The 14,830-nt window shown below is 47.3% G+C and carries 12 protein-coding genes; all 12 read right to left on the bottom strand.

The window, feature by feature from the left end:
- Window positions 1-273: 273 nt before the first annotated feature.
- Window positions 274-1,254, bottom strand: a complete 981-nt coding sequence (fcl, locus tag JJL52_RS01625; protein WP_202050632.1) for a GDP-L-fucose synthase — start codon at window positions 1,252-1,254, stop codon at window positions 274-276.
- 5 nt (window positions 1,255-1,259) lie between these two features.
- Window positions 1,260-2,381, bottom strand: a complete 1,122-nt coding sequence (gmd, locus tag JJL52_RS01620; RefSeq protein WP_202050631.1) for a GDP-mannose 4,6-dehydratase — start codon at window positions 2,379-2,381, stop codon at window positions 1,260-1,262.
- Window positions 2,382-3,002: 621 nt separating this feature from the next.
- Window positions 3,003-3,392 carry a VanZ family protein gene (locus tag JJL52_RS01615; protein WP_202050630.1) on the bottom strand — a complete coding sequence of 130 codons (390 nt, stop codon included), beginning with the start codon at window positions 3,390-3,392 and terminating at the stop codon, window positions 3,003-3,005.
- A gap of 40 nt (window positions 3,393-3,432) precedes the next feature.
- Window positions 3,433-4,713 carry a glycosyltransferase WbuB gene (locus tag JJL52_RS01610; RefSeq protein ID WP_202050629.1) on the bottom strand — a complete coding sequence of 427 codons (1,281 nt, stop codon included), beginning with the start codon at window positions 4,711-4,713 and terminating at the stop codon, window positions 3,433-3,435.
- Window positions 4,714-5,143: 430 nt separating this feature from the next.
- Window positions 5,144-7,150 (bottom strand): heparinase II/III domain-containing protein, encoded by a 2,007-nt coding sequence (locus JJL52_RS01605; protein WP_202050628.1) that lies wholly within the window; start codon window positions 7,148-7,150, stop codon window positions 5,144-5,146.
- Window positions 7,151-7,196: 46 nt separating this feature from the next.
- On the bottom strand, window positions 7,197-8,405 hold the full coding sequence (locus tag JJL52_RS01600) for an O-antigen ligase family protein (protein ID WP_202050627.1): 1,209 nt from the start codon (window positions 8,403-8,405) through the stop codon (window positions 7,197-7,199).
- A 110-nt stretch (window positions 8,406-8,515) separates the two neighbouring features.
- Window positions 8,516-9,031 carry an acyltransferase gene (locus JJL52_RS01595; protein ID WP_202050626.1) on the bottom strand — a complete coding sequence of 172 codons (516 nt, stop codon included), beginning with the start codon at window positions 9,029-9,031 and terminating at the stop codon, window positions 8,516-8,518.
- The gene (locus JJL52_RS21620) at window positions 9,021-10,094 is read right to left on the bottom strand and encodes a glycosyltransferase (protein WP_202050625.1); all 1,074 of its coding nucleotides are present in this window, start codon (window positions 10,092-10,094) and stop codon (window positions 9,021-9,023) included. The genes JJL52_RS01595 and JJL52_RS21620 overlap by 11 nt, the downstream gene beginning before the upstream one ends.
- 1 nt (window position 10,095) lies before the next feature.
- Window positions 10,096-11,193, bottom strand: coding sequence for a polysaccharide pyruvyl transferase family protein (locus JJL52_RS01585; protein WP_202050624.1), 1,098 nt, complete (start codon window positions 11,191-11,193; stop codon window positions 10,096-10,098).
- 135 nt (window positions 11,194-11,328) lie between these two features.
- The gene (locus JJL52_RS01580; protein ID WP_202050623.1) at window positions 11,329-12,789 is read right to left on the bottom strand and encodes a lipopolysaccharide biosynthesis protein; all 1,461 of its coding nucleotides are present in this window, start codon (window positions 12,787-12,789) and stop codon (window positions 11,329-11,331) included.
- A gap of 468 nt (window positions 12,790-13,257) precedes the next feature.
- Window positions 13,258-14,001, bottom strand: coding sequence for a hypothetical protein (locus tag JJL52_RS01575; RefSeq protein WP_202050622.1), 744 nt, complete (start codon window positions 13,999-14,001; stop codon window positions 13,258-13,260).
- Window positions 13,998-14,711, bottom strand: a complete 714-nt coding sequence (locus JJL52_RS01570) for a tyrosine-protein phosphatase (protein ID WP_202050621.1) — start codon at window positions 14,709-14,711, stop codon at window positions 13,998-14,000. The genes JJL52_RS01575 and JJL52_RS01570 overlap by 4 nt, the downstream gene beginning before the upstream one ends.
- Window positions 14,712-14,830 lie beyond the last annotated feature (119 nt).

The following is a 14,830-nucleotide window of genomic DNA, read 5'->3' as shown; positions in this document are numbered from 1 at the left end:
TTTTAATTCGATAACAACGCTGATCCGACTACCACCTTTCTGCAATCGAACAGCTTGAGTAATGATTTTGCCTTGATGCTCGACGATAAGGTTAAAGAACCGGCATTTAACGATACCGTCGGGTTCCAGTATGCCGTGGAAGCGGGGTGTACGGCCCAATTAGCGGCAAATCGTGAGGTGCCTCTCTTCCACGGACCACTGCCATTTTCCGGAAGAACAAAGCGCCCGCAAAATGCTCTGTTCCAAGACTGCCTGCCAGAACGGCGTCGTTCCTCAGTGGCTCGCCTTTCCCCGCAGCTCGCCCTCATGCGCAAGGAACCAGGCATACGTATCCTGCAAGCCCGGCTCGAGCTCAATCGAAGCCCGCCAGCCCATACCGGCTAGGCGCGAAACGTCCATCAATTTGCGAGGAGTGCCGTCAGGCTTGGTCGTGTCGAAACGGATCTGTCCCTGGAATCCGACCACCTTGGCCATCGTTTCGGCCAGCTCGCGAATCGTTACGTCCTTGCCCGTGCCAACATTGATGTGCGACAACATCGGCGCGGTATTGGCCCGGTAAGCGGCCGCGTCCAGTTCCAGCACGAACAGGGACGCCGCCGCCATGTCATCGACATGCAAGAATTCTCGCATCGGCCTGCCCGAGCCCCACACAACGACCTCCGGCGCATTATTCAGCTTCGCCTCGTGAAAACGCCGCATCATCGCCGGAATCACGTGCGAATTTTCCGGATGAAAATTATCGTGCGGACCGTACAGATTGGTCGGCATCACCGACCGATAATCCACGCCATACTGACGGTTGTAGGATTCGCACAATTTGATTCCCGCAATCTTCGCGACCGCATACGGCTCATTGGTCGCTTCCAACACGCCGGTCAACAGCGCCTCTTCGCGCATCGGCTGCTCGGCAAATTTCGGGTAAATGCACGAACTGCCCAAAAACAGCAACCGCTTCACCCCGTTCCGATAGGCCTGATGAATCACGTTCGCCTCGATCACCAGATTTTCGTAAATAAAGTCGGCGGGATAGGTGTTGTTCGCCCAAATGCCGCCGACTTTGGCCGCCGCCAGAATCACGACGTCCGGTTTTTCCTTCTGCATGAATCCGGCGACCGCCACCTGATCGGTCAGATCCAGTTCCCGATGCGCGCGCGCGATGACTTCGCAATCCCCTCGCGCCTGAAGTTGCCTGACCAGCGCGGAGCCGACCATCCCGCGGTGCCCCGCCACATAAACCTTTCCGGAAATTTTCATCAGGCTTACTCCCGGCTGACCGACACGGAATAGCCGTTCTTTTTCAACAGCGCATGCTGTTTCGCCTGATCCAGGTCGGTCACCACCATTTCCGCGATCATCTGATCCAGCGTAATTCTCGGCGTCCAGCCCAGCTTGTCACGCGCCTTGCTCGGGTCGCCCAGCAAGGTTTCGACTTCGGTCGGACGGAAATAACGCGGATCGATCCGTACCATCACATCCCCTGCTTTCAATGCAGGCGCATGATCGCCCGTGATAGACGCAACCCGCCCGACTTCATCGACGCCCGTTCCGTCCCAGGCCAGCGTGATACCCAATTCGCGGGCCGTTTTCTCAATGAACTGGCGCACCGAATATTGTACTCCGGTCGCGATCACGAAATCGTCCGGCTGTTCCTGCTGCAGCATCATCCACTGCATTTCGACATAATCGAGCGCATGTCCCCAATCCCGCAGCGCATCCATGTTGCCCATGTACAGGCAAGGTTCAAGTCCCTGCGCGATATTGCACAAACCCCGGGTAATCTTGCGGGTCACGAAAGTTTCGCCTCGGCGCGGAGATTCGTGATTGAACAGGATCCCGTTGCAGGCATACATGCCATAGGCTTCACGGTAATTGACCGTGATCCAATAGGCATACAGCTTGGCGGCCGCATACGGCGACCGCGGATAGAAAGGCGTCGTTTCACGCTGCGGAACTTCCTGCACCAAACCGTAGAGCTCGGAAGTCGAAGCCTGATAGAAACGGGTCTTCTTTTCCAGCCCCAAAAACCGTATCGCCTCCAGCAGCCGCAAAGTGCCGATCGCATCCACATCCGCAGTATATTCCGGCGCCTCGAACGAAACCGCCACATGGCTTTGCGCGCCCAGATTGTAAACTTCATCCGGCTGCACCTGCTGAATGATCCGGGTCAGATTGGAGGTATCGGTCAGGTCGCCGTAATGCAGAATAAATTTTTTATTGTCGACATGCGGGTCTTCATAGATATGATCGACGCGCTGTGTATTAAACAATGAGGCCCGGCGCTTGATCCCGTGCACTTCATAGTCTTTTTTCAATAAAAACTCGGCCAAATATGACCCATCCTGCCCCGTAATTCCCGTAATTAATGCTACTTTTTTAGCCATCTTCATTTTCCGTTGAGTGAAATAAAAAACCATGTTTAATCGAAATCATTCATCACATGATGATGCCGGCACAAACAGGACTACCCCCCTTGAGAGGAAAGCAAATAAATTTTGATAAGTTCGCTTTAAAGCGAAGGGTTAAGGAGCTAGCTGGTTATCCTAAGACAAAAGAAATAAGCGCAATGGATCCTTTCTGGCTCTAGCTTTTGTTCTCCGCACTCTTTGCCACTGCCTCCATTATGTCAGGACACTTGCTGCCTCTCTCACGGGAGAAAGTCGGGATGAAGAGAATAAATAAAAAGACTTATTCCGCTCCCTTTGGCAATTGCTCCCAGCATTGCCCTCGATCGCTGGTTCCCGACGCGACCTACCTTGCCCTTCCCTGGACCCGTATCTTCTGCGTCCTTACGGTCGTCGGCAATTGCTCTTTGCATTGCCCTACCTCCTGCAGCCTTGTTGGCATCATCCTAACTTTTTCCTTTAGTCCTGGGAGCGGCGGAAAAAGGTTCTTTGGACCTAAGGGAACCTCGCTCAGTGCGTAAAACCTTGCCAAAAACAGTTACATACCAAACCACATTTGAGACAAGCTCAAGACAAGTTCATACCCTACACGCTGCTTTCCTAGGGAGATCGATACAATTGCTCTTGAGCATGGTCCGGCTTTCGTTTTGCCAATATTAATACACACAAAACCGTCAAACATCCGGTCACATCGGCCAGCCAGTCCCAAGCGCTTGACGTGCGCCCCGGCAGATAAGACTGAAACCATTCGTGCACCATGCTCAGCATGGCCATTAAAACCAATAGCCGCCAAAATTTAGGGCTGGTTCCCATTCCCCACCACAAGAACCCGCTTAACAGGCCATAAACCGAGGCATGAACCAGCTTATCCCAAGGCTCAGCGACGCGATGCGCCGTCATGCCCTGTAATTCCGCCATAAATAAAAATGCAATCAGGCAGAGCGCCGCACTTAAACTGAGAAAACGTCGACAAGAAAATCGTTTAGGCATTGGTCACATTGTTTTTTAACGAAATAAGACAGCAAAAAAATCAATAGACAGCTTTCGTATTGGCTGGTTGTAACGCGTTTTTTGAAGCCAACCCCAATAAAATTTCTTCAAAATTCTGCAATATCGCTTCCTTACCCAGCTTTTCCAAGGCGTACTGCCTGGCCTTCATATTGACATGCGGACGTCCCGCTTTCGCGGCATGAAGCATAGATTTCAAAGAGCCAAGAAATTGCTCTAAATTTTCCGGCTCAACGCGTTCAGCGATGCCGGGATATCGTTCGCATAATATGCCTAACTCTGTTTCCGCTTCAGCGGTAATTAGCGCATAACCGCCGGCTGCCAATATCGTCGTCAGTTTTGAAGGTAAAACCGCATCGGCGGCGCCTTTTCTTTGTATCACCAGGTGTACGTCAGCCAAAGCCATCAGTGCCGGCAAATCCTCATAAGGCTGCAACGGTTCAAAACGAATATTGTGAAGTTCTAGCCGTTTAGCCTGTTCAATCAAGTTTTGTTTTTCAGCTCCTTCGCCAAGGACTAAAAACACAACGTCGGATTCGGAAGATAAATGTTTGGCTGCCTGCAGCAATAAATCCAGGCCCTGTTTTTTTCCAAGATTGCCGGAATATAAAACGATTTGCGATGTATCCGACAAGGCCCAGCGCCGGCGAAAATCAGAAGCGTCCACCCCAGGCTTGATGAAATCGGTATCCACCCAATTGGGAAAAAAATGCAAAGGCACTAACTGCCGAGTTTTATTTCCGGCTCTAGCCAGCATCGAATGCGAAATTGAACTAATTGCGCTGAAACGACGCATAAAAAAGTTCTCAACCGCCTGAAAAATCTTGGCTTTCAAACGTCCATTTTTCGCCATCCCTAGCCCCAGCATCGCATCCAATTCGAAGTCCTGGATATGCAAAATGCTTTTGGCTCCGGTCAATCTACTCAGCAGCAAGCCGGCGGGAACACAAAAAAATGTCGGTTCTATCGTAATGATCAGGTCAGGCTTCCACCGCCATTGACTCAATACGGCGGGTAGACTGGTCAGGGCAAAACTGGCCAAATGCAATAAACGCGTTAGCGTCGTCGGCCGCTGCGGCACAAACAGCGGGCAGCGGAGTACACCGACATTATTCAATGTCTCGCGTCGATAACTCCACCCGGAATAGCCGGAGCCGACGCGCCACTCAGGGTAATAGGGAGGCGCGCTGATCACTCTGACTTCATGCCCTCTTGCGGCTAGCCAGTCGCCCATTTCACCGGAATATTTACCGATACCGGTTAATTCAGGCGCGTAATTGATTCCATAGAGAAGTATTTTCATTATTTTATATAGTCAATTGAATCGCCAGCGGTTAACCGGCATCTTTGCGCCGCGAAAAGTTCTCAGACTCTTGTTCCATCGCTTTGATCGCGTTGCCTGCTTTAAGGGGTTTGGCTGAAGAACCGAAACTAGCCACAGCCTCATGGCATATTACTCATTAGAATTTGCATGGCTGTCTGCTCAACCCTAACTTATGCCGAACCAATGCCCGAACGGCATGAGGCAAAAAACCTTGACTGCAATACTGGCCTATCGCCCTTAGCAGCAAAAGCCGATTGGGCTTGAATCTCTCGTTGGCCGCTTGCAAACACCCCGTGCTCCCGATCTGGCCGATAATCTCCCCTCGCCGGAAACAATGCCGTATTCAATCCCTGTGGCTTGCCGCAAGGATTAATTTGTGAATTGGCTGCGCCGATGAGCGATGAAATAATCACAGCGCAGCAACTTCTGTTTTTACATTCCACGAATCAACCGGGGCCAACACCTCAATGACAATTACAGTGTGCTCATTTTCCTGACGCAGATACTTAAACAGATGATCGCGAAGCCTTGTTTGAGTAACGCGAATCGGTTGATTTGAACTAATTTTCATATTGATTTCCGGGGTTTCCATGATATCGGTCTTCTGCTTTTTCGGTTTAGCCCTATTTCCTTGCCGAGGGCCACTCCAGGCTGGAAATGCCAGCCGTCCCGAAGGAACATGAACGGTAACTTCATTTGCAGAGCCTTTAATCGTGGCATTATTTGCAGAACCCAGATGCCAGCGGAAAAGCAGCTTTTGTTTGCGTTGCGGCGCTTTTACTTCATCAAGAACGATTGCCTTATTGTCATCCCATTTTACAGTGCGATTCCATGAAGATATCTGCGGGTAAGAAGCACCAGCGGTCACTTTTATCATTCCCCCGGAACTGTCCGCCTGAATCACAGCAATCGGCGCTACATTTTTTGTTGAAGTCGTGTCACTACCTACTTGCAAGACATTGTGCCCAATCAAGGAATCGTATTCGGAAATCTTTCGCAGATTCCAGTACCCTGGCGTGCCTGCTTCGATCAACACAGGTTTGCCGTGAACAATAAAATTGAGATGGCCTCGATCATGGTGATCATGGAAGTCCATTCGATCACCGCCGCGAAGCCACAATCCGGAAGCGCCGAAATCCCAGGAGCTCCGCCAAACAAACAAGTGGGAGCGTTCAAACAGACCAAAAGTCGGTGGTTGGGGCAACTTCTCACCCATCCTCGCCAAAGCAAGCAAGCCGAAGAAATCCTGACTCGGGCCTTCTGCCACATTTTTCAAAATCCAATGGAGCTCTTTATCCTCAGAGATTGCGGCAAAGCCGGACAATTGGCCGCGCATGGAGCGCACTCCCTGGATGCGCTGAGATGAGTACCCATCAAAAGCATTGACCACATACCCTCCAGGCTGAAAATACAAAGCGACCCAACGAGGAAAGTTTTTAAAGAAAGGATTGCCGGCAAAGCGGTTATCGCCTGAAATACGCATGAACCGATCCGCAAGCATCAGCGAAAGACTGCTCCAGGATAAGCCATAAGCGTAACCCTCACTCATCGCCCCGTCAGCCCCCGCCACCGCCAAACTCATTTCGATATTCCGAACCCCGAGGGCATAAGCCTCTGGGTAATTTTCTCTGCCCAACAAACAGGCGGCGATAACCAGGCCACTTGAAGGAACAATCCATTGATTGGACTCTACTTTTCTGGCTCGAATATACCAAGGCCTTTGCTCACGCCAGTCCGCCTCAATTTGTTTCATCTCGCGCTCCAAGGTATGCAGTATCCGGCCACGCAAATTCCCCCTGAGGCCATCTTGCGGAAGAATATCCAGAGTCAATGCCAATGCCTGGATGACCGTACCGGTCGCGAGCCACACACCATCCCCTACATCGGATAAACGCCCTTCCTTACGATAAGGCAGAGTCCAACCCGGCCGCTGAAACGGAATCCATGTCACAACCTCCTCCAATTGGGCAGTGAGGTGGCGAAGAACCCTTGGTGATTTTTGAAGGCGATATGCCGCTGCAAGGAACGGAAGTTCTTTAAGAATACCCCGGGCGCTTTCTACATCAAACGACGCAAGCGCGAATTGTGCGGCATTTTTTTCTGAAAGATACTTCCGTTTCAATCTAGCCGTTGAAGTGGTTTCCCGTCCAAATCTCTTACTTCCTTTAACCGTACCAATCTGGCGCACAGTATAAGGCCGAGCAATAATGGGGCCTTCAGCAATTTTGTCTGCAACCTTAAGCATTCGATTCAACGCATGGGCTCTTGAGAGATCCAAATGAGTCAATTGATCAACTTGAGCGGCAAAAGAATTGTCAACAACCGAAGTCACCTCTGCGGCATACAGAAAATAACTCTGGGCAAATAAAATCAGGGCCGCGAAATGCCTTGGAGACCCCATTGATGAGGAAAACATTTCATGGAGCCTGAATAGGCCAGACGAGCTAAAATTTAAAGTCCCACTAATACGCACCATTTTTCTCAACTTTCATGCGCCCATAGCCTGCAATAAATCCTATGGTAAACAAGGACTTCGCTTGTGATAAATCGAAGCTCACCTGGTGGTGTATGAATCCGGCGATAATGAGTGCGACTAAGGTCGGTCCTTGCCACCCTAGCATGAGCAATCCCGTATATCTTATTCTGCGGAACACTAGAATTATCACAATGGCGAATAAAACCAAGCCCACAACCCCTGAAGCGGCTGCAATTTCCAGCCAGATATTGTGCGGGTAAGGGTAATAGCTTTGAAACGAGAAAGCCCCCAATCCAGAACCAATTAAGGGGGAGTCCATAAAGAGTTCGTAGGCGATTAGGTATAATTCGAGCCGTTCTTGCGATGATGTGTCTTCGGATGAACCGTAACTTTGAAAATTAAAAATGCGGCTGAGCGTGCCATCCTCGCTGATGCCGAGATCGAACGAAATAAACAAAATTAGAGCCACCATGACCAAGGCGGTGCTGCGCAGTTTTAAACGTCGCATAGTGCACCCTGCAGAGATATAGGTCAGGGCCATATAACCAGCAGCTACAGCGATTAGAGCACCGCGAGTGCCTGTAAGGAAGGTGAGATAGCCCGCAAGTATGATGGCAGCCGCTGAGAGAGCCAATGTGTACAGGGTGTGCTTCCTTTGCCCTAACAGAAGGGCGATGGCTGAAAGGATCACGTATGGCAAAGGTTGAGACAGACCAACCACGGAGGCCGAGTTGATCCGCAACCGGCCATAAATCATATCGCCTTGAGCTACCACGAGATAAGAAATAACCGCACCTATCAGACAAAAACCATATATGACTTCCAAAATGCGAATCTCGGGTAAAGGGAGAGACGCCAGGAGTCTGGATGACGCATAAACACTGATTGCAGGCAGCAAAAAATCAACCGCAAACTCCACTTCGGCATTTGGGTACTCTACCCAGATTACAGATGCGCTATGCCAAATCAAGAATAACAGGAACGCAACGTCAAGCTTATTAAGTGCAATTCTGGAGCGCTCTCGAACGTGTTTAAAAGCCAATACGCTGACCGCACAAAGAGCATAAACACTGGTCACACCGGGCACTTCACTAATAGCACTGACTGTGTAACCAAAATACAAGCCAGACAGTAATACTCCAGGGTATTTTATCCCAGCAATCAAAGTTAATATTAATATAGAAATCGACAGCATTTATATAATCAGGATAAATCAACAAGCTAGATTCACGCTTTCACGAGAATGGCGAGTACAAAGTTTCCGCAAAATAAAGTATATAAAACTAATAACCATACTCTGAAAACCTACTCGGAAGCATGCCGCTGCCTAATAAATTTAGCCGGTACACCCGCACATATTGAATTAGGCGGTAAATCTTTAACCACCACCGATCCTGCACCGACGATACAGCCGCGGCCCACCTTAACAGGGCCCACCAGTATTACGCCAAAACCGATTAAATTATCACCCTCAAGTACCACGGTTGCATCAGGATGGCGGCCTTGTGCGTATACCGTTAAGGTAGGATCGTCAAAACGATGATCATTCCCAACAAATGCTACATTGCTTGAAATAAGCACATCGTCACCGACGCTTACATTACATTCGATGGTAATATTCTTCCCGATCCCAACTCTATTACCAAATACTGCGGATAATGGCGGTCGAATATCGAAGTCCTTACCGATGGAGAAATCACGTCCCCAAGATATTTTTTTTTGCAACAGCATCTTCAGCATCAATTTGCGGGATGCTCTTAACAACTGCCTCAAACACTCACTCAAAAAGGCTTTCTTTCTGAACGGCGACTTAAATTCCATAATACATTGCCTCAATCAAGCGTTCAGCCATTGTTTCTACAGAATATTCTCTTATGCAAATTTGGTTTATAGCCTGATCACGTGTAATCCATTCCTCACGATTTTTCCAAATTTCAAGCATTGCACCCGCTAACGAATCTTCATCATCAGCCTTAAAAAAAAGGGCGTTTACATTATTTGTTGCAGCTTCGATTTCCGGGGCATGGGGCTCATCATCTGCAATAATCATCGGCACACCGAATCCAAAACTTTGGGTAATTGACAAACCCACATAGCCAGGCGAGAGGCTAGCTAACGCATGCGAATAGAGATTCTTTAATAAATCAATCTTCGATATATGGCCAAAAAACTCCACTCGTCCCTCGGGTATGAGGCTGCCTGCCAAACGCTCTATTTCGACAAGGGCTGGTCCATCACCCACTATTAACAATCTGCATTCGGGCACCAATGCCTGAACTTTGGCAAAGGCTTTAACAGCCAGAGCTACTTTTTTGTCCTCTACGATCCTGCCCACATAAATGAAGTCTGTCCGTGCAGATCGGCTCACGGCGTGCATATCTGAAACGCGATAAAGTGCATTGGGAGCCGCAATAATTGGTTTGCGATGCGACATTTTCTCGTTAAGATCTTTACGCTGGGTTTCGGTATATACAACGATTACATCAGCCAGAGACCTCATCAGTTGCCTAATACGGTCTGTCGATGAGTCTTTCCCTTGCCTCGGCCAAGCATGACCCCATAACACCGTTTTCTTACCCAAGATTTTTCTAAACAAGATAATCAACCAATTTGAAACGATGCGCGGATTTAGCTCAAGAATAACAACATCCGGGATCAGCGCTTCCAAGACAGCTCTAGGCTGAAACAAAAGCCGCCGTCCCAAGAAAAAGTAATTATCTATTAGGGTAAGTACATTACCTAGCTGAACACCTATTTTTAAGCTTTTGTAGAAGTATTCCTTGCCACAAACGATTTTAAAATCATCACCAAGCTTTTCGACTATTCTTTCCAACACCCGCTGTCGATAATCACCGATAGTTGTTTGTACAAGTAATACTTTCACTTTATGAACCTAAAGCCAATTTAATTGTGTTATGTATCTTTATTGCTTCAACTTCAAACAGGTTTTTTATTTGATTTGAAATCGCGCTTTTATCATTAATAATTAACTCAAAGTGTTGTTCAGCACTGCGCTCACCGTCCAAGTCGAATAGCAATTTTTCTAAACCTATATCTGAAAAAATCCCGGTAATCTTATTATGGCCAGACACATCAACCATTGGGATAGGGATGGCACCCTGTGACATCGCAAATAACAAAACATGGAGGCGGTTACTCAATACAAAGCCACTGCATCCATATAGCTCAAATATACTTGTTTCATTACTTTCTGAATAAACCAATGACCTTGCATTATTAAACCCTAACTCCGCACTAATATAATCATTGGCTTCAGCATCCATAACAACTTGCGAAAGGAAGATTGTATTGTCCTCATTAATTATACCTCGATCTCTAAGTCCCTTCAGTTTTCGAACCACTCCGTCTAGATATTTATAATCGTTTACACCCAGTGTTCCTGCTCTAAAACTAATAACAAAATCACGCCGTGTATTTATTTCAATAGTATTCATACTCTTTAAAAGCAGGAAGGCCATATCTGGGCAACGGGTTACTTTATTTACACCAATGCTCCTTGCATAGATTTCAGAAATGCTTTCCCGTACCGAGTACACTCTCATGAAGTACGAACGGAATTTTTCAATTATTTCGATTGATTTTTCATATGGTCCCACTGAGCACCCAAACCGACAAACGTCGATCCCAATTAATCTCCAGAAAAAAAACAATGCCAAGCCTAGAATACGTTTAGTCAGTCCGCCATCACTGCCGAAAAAATGGCCGGGTTTCATTACGAAAATGACCTTGTCACTTAAGAGTGTGAGTCTAGCCATTCTTAGGACCATTGATTTAAATGAGCAAGAAATCAAATTGGCACCGGTATTAGCTAATTCCTCTTGATAACTAATTGGACAGTTGTTTACATTAACGAAAACTTTCCCATAACTGGCCAGTTGCTTCAGCAATTCTCGATTGATTATTCGATCACCGAGATTCTCATGTTGAGTTTGCGCGGAGTAGAAGATGTATTTTTCTTTCACTTTTTCGTTTATCGTATTTTTTATTCGCCCGGAAAAATCCGGTTCCTCAATTTTACTATGCCAAAAAGCATAGGTAATGGCACCGCTATCTTCTCAACTAAATAAATCAGCACCGATGATGACCTAGTGAACTAATCATCCGACCACAGTCCGAACTAATCTAGGCAGGGTACAGCCCCTGATTCTAGCTATTGACCACAACACAAATGCTAGGCACATCAACTCAAAAAATATCGTTCCCAGTACACCTCCTATCACGCCATAATTAACTGATGCAATATATGCGATTACTACCGAAAGCCCGCCCACTAAAGGGCCGAATTTGGCGAAACCCAAATGGTTATTTGTTGCAAACAGCATGGCTATGCTTGCATACCAGGTTGAATTCAAAACCACAGTTACCAACATCAAAGCAAACACAGGCTCAAGGTACTCAACTTTCCCAGACGTCCATAAATCAATTAGCCACTTTCCCATGAAAAACAGGCCGGTGCATAACAAAAGACTTCCCAAGAAAGATATACGGCACGCCTTGTCGTGGATTTTCCACGCTCTGTCCTGCTCTCCCTTACTCCATTGCCTCGTCAATTCAGGCCAAACAGTCCGGTTAATTTGTACGCCGTATTGAACAACTAAACGAACAACTAAATACATCGAGCTAAAGGAGGCAACAGCAGTAGAAGAAGTTGCTGCAGAAACGGCAAGAAGACAGCCCTGTTGGTTTAGCGCAAGTGCCATCGGTATACTTGTAAAGCCCAATGCCGGTTTGAATGCACGCTTAAATATTGCATATCGAAAATATTGATATCCGTATTGAGCCCAATTTGCCAATTTTCTTACGTCATAAGCCATCCCAACATTGCCTATTATTCGAGCAACTGCAAAAGCCAGTGCGCATTGCGCATAGCTCCCCCCCATCACGAGCATGACCACAAAAAACACCAGCTCAAAGCACCTTATTATATGCGTCAAATAAACGCCTCTAGCCGGCGATCCGACCGATCTATATACAGCATTCGTCAATTGAGTTTGGAATATTGCAAGTGCATAAAGTGTGAATGCAATAACTGCGTAAGAGAATTCCACACGAGTTATTGACTTTAAATTAAGGTACGAGACAGCATCACTGAACAATAGCAAAGCGCACACAATTACCAAACAAATTGCCGATACAATACTAATTAGCACCCAACTCGTTTGAAATTGCTTTGCAGCACGACGGTAAAATGACTTTAGAATATATCTCGTCATCAAATTACCGGAGTAACTTGCAAAACCAAGTTCTGCCACCGCTATATAAGCAGGAAAAGTTCTAATCACAAACCACGTACCTAATGCTTCCACGCCCCAAAACCGCAGCAGCAACGGAACCATGAGCAATCTATCGAACACTGTGACAATATTTCCAAATGTGTGAGCACCAAAGGTATTAAGCAAACGGCCTTGAGTTTTGCTCATTCCGGTGCGGCGCGCTTTCTTTTGCAGCTCTTTCGGTGAATTGCGCAGGCGACCTTGAGTCTTGTTCGCTCCACTACGGTGTGCTTTCTTTCGCGGCTTTTTCGGTGAATTGCGCAGGCGTCCTTTAATTTTTCTCATCCGATACCTAGCGACCAACCGCCAAAATGCACAAGCTCCAAAATGGGTAAAACTATTTCTTCGATCATGGTCTACAGAAGTTCAATAGTGTTCTTTAGGGACGGCCTGAGAAAAGTATTAAATACATTTATAATGCGAACCAATAGGTTAAATTTTTTAAAATGCCATGAAATTGCCTCTGGTCTGAAAATATCTGGTTACAGTTTGGTGTCTTTAGTATTTGCTGCATAAGTCAATAACGCGTTGATTTTAAATTATTATTCTTAAAGACATAATCTATGCATTTTCCAATTAAATCAAATGGCTAGATTCTATTTATCAAACAAAGCCGTATCTTTGGCATTTTGGCTAATGTTATGTCTATACCAATCCTTTTGACGGCAAAACGTTATTTCTCATTAATTGGCAATATCCAAATTAGCACCGCTCAGTCTACTCTTGACAGATATTAATTTTTGATACTAAAAATTATTTGTGACGAGCACAAAAAGTTTGCAATTTCAAATTACTCATTATTTTTGCATCTTGGTCACAAGCTTGAGACAAATTGGCATGCGTCAATATTGGTGCGATATCGAATGCATCGCTATGCTGTATTTTCTCCATTACCCATGTTTGTTCGATAGCCTGGAGGCCCTCTAAGCGCGCCTTTCCCCGCAGATTGGGCCAGCTATTCAATCCCAATAAGGCCAGATCATATTGAACCGAGCGTTCCCAACGTCCCAAATTCACCGCTCGCTCCATCGCTCCATTCAATTCTTCATCAAATTGTTGCAACACCAATTTGCTGACCACCAATCGGCTCCAGAGATAGGGCCAGGAAGGCGTAAGGCGTATGCTGCGGCGTAAATATCCCAGGAATTTAGGCTCATTTGGCTGCCAGCCTAGTTCCTGTGCAAGGTTTTTTCTATCGACTTCCAAGATGTCCAATTTCTGATTAAAAAGGCTGGCCAATTCCAAATAACGCGCATACGTAGGACGCAGCTCCAGAGTTTTTTCCAGATGTTGCCCGGCCAGACGCCACTGATCGTCGTTTTTGTTGGAGCTATCCTGATTCACAGTATCCAGATGATGGGTCAGTTGCGTCGCATATACATCCGCCAAAGACCAGCGCATCGCAATAACAGCCAGAATAGTTATCCCCAGGATGATCGGGAGGTATAAAATTGCCCGGAACACCGGCTTCGATTTTAAATAACAGATTGCGGTCACGACAGCATCGCCTCGGCATTCCCGATAAACAGGGCCTGGGCCTTAGCGGCTCCGATGATCGGCAACAGCATCTCATAAGCGGCTTTCAGGCTGGGCCGGCGTTTATGCAGGTTATGAGCATCGGTCGCAATCAGCGTTGCGTTGCCTTTTTGGATCAATGAAAGTGCCAGTTTTTGAGAAACCTCCCCAAACAAGCCGGTCACCGAATCCGCGGTAATCTGCAGCAAGCAACCCTTTTTGACAAAGGCATCGATCTTTTCCGGCTGGCGCATCACGCTTTGGTTGCGTTCCGGGTGCGCAATGACCGGAAGGATGTCGCGCTGGATTAGCCAGTCGATCAATTTCTCCGCGCCAACGGTAATGTGATCGTGCGGAAACTCCAGCAATATCAGCCGCTTTTCTTGCCAGCCTCCGAGAAACGGAATTTTGCCCTGACTGATCAGGAGGGGAAGTTCGGCGCAAATACGCACTTCAGCGGCCATACCGACCTGCAACGGGATTTTCTCGGCATCCAGCTGACTCTGGAAATCTTCAAATATGCGGCGAATGCTGTCGCTATCGTTATCGTAGCACCCCGGTTGAATATGCGGGGTGACCACACAGCATCGGGTACCGTGTTCGACTGCATAGCGCGCCATCTCCAGCGATTGCTCCATCGTTTTAGGACCATCGTCGATGCCGGGCAGCATGTGGCAATGCATATCAATCATGGGTTAGGCCTAATGCTTAGTTGGTGGTTAGGTTAGTATTTATGTGAACCGCTAAAAACAACTTCCTTCTTTGGAAGGGATTAGATGAAAGAGACCATGATCTCCCTCACTCCAGCCCT

It is taken from the genome of Candidatus Methylomicrobium oryzae (assembly GCF_016745425.1).
In the GTDB taxonomy this organism is placed as follows: domain Bacteria; phylum Pseudomonadota; class Gammaproteobacteria; order Methylococcales; family Methylomonadaceae; genus Methylomicrobium; species Methylomicrobium oryzae.
Note: the sequence above shows the minus strand (reverse complement) of the source record. Positions and strands in the feature narration are given on the sequence as shown.

Excerpts from the sequence above, each read along its gene's own strand:
- JJL52_RS01600 (WP_202050627.1), bottom strand. The coding sequence starts at position 8,405 with ATGCTGTCGATTTCTATATTAATATTAACTTTGATTGCTGGGATAAAA.
- JJL52_RS01570 (WP_202050621.1), bottom strand. The coding sequence starts at position 14,711 with ATGATTGATATGCATTGCCACATGCTGCCCGGCATCGACGATGGTCCT.
- gmd (WP_202050631.1), bottom strand. The coding sequence starts at position 2,381 with ATGGCTAAAAAAGTAGCATTAATTACGGGAATTACGGGGCAGGATGGG.
- JJL52_RS01610 (WP_202050629.1), bottom strand. The coding sequence starts at position 4,713 with ATGAAAATACTTCTCTATGGAATCAATTACGCGCCTGAATTAACCGGT.
- JJL52_RS01580 (WP_202050623.1), bottom strand. The coding sequence starts at position 12,789 with ATGAGAAAAATTAAAGGACGCCTGCGCAATTCACCGAAAAAGCCGCGA.
- JJL52_RS01605 (WP_202050628.1), bottom strand. The coding sequence starts at position 7,150 with ATGTTTTCCTCATCAATGGGGTCTCCAAGGCATTTCGCGGCCCTGATT.
- fcl (WP_202050632.1), bottom strand. The coding sequence starts at position 1,254 with ATGAAAATTTCCGGAAAGGTTTATGTGGCGGGGCACCGCGGGATGGTC.
- JJL52_RS01615 (WP_202050630.1), bottom strand. The coding sequence starts at position 3,392 with ATGCCTAAACGATTTTCTTGTCGACGTTTTCTCAGTTTAAGTGCGGCG.
- JJL52_RS01595 (WP_202050626.1), bottom strand. The coding sequence starts at position 9,031 with ATGGAATTTAAGTCGCCGTTCAGAAAGAAAGCCTTTTTGAGTGAGTGT.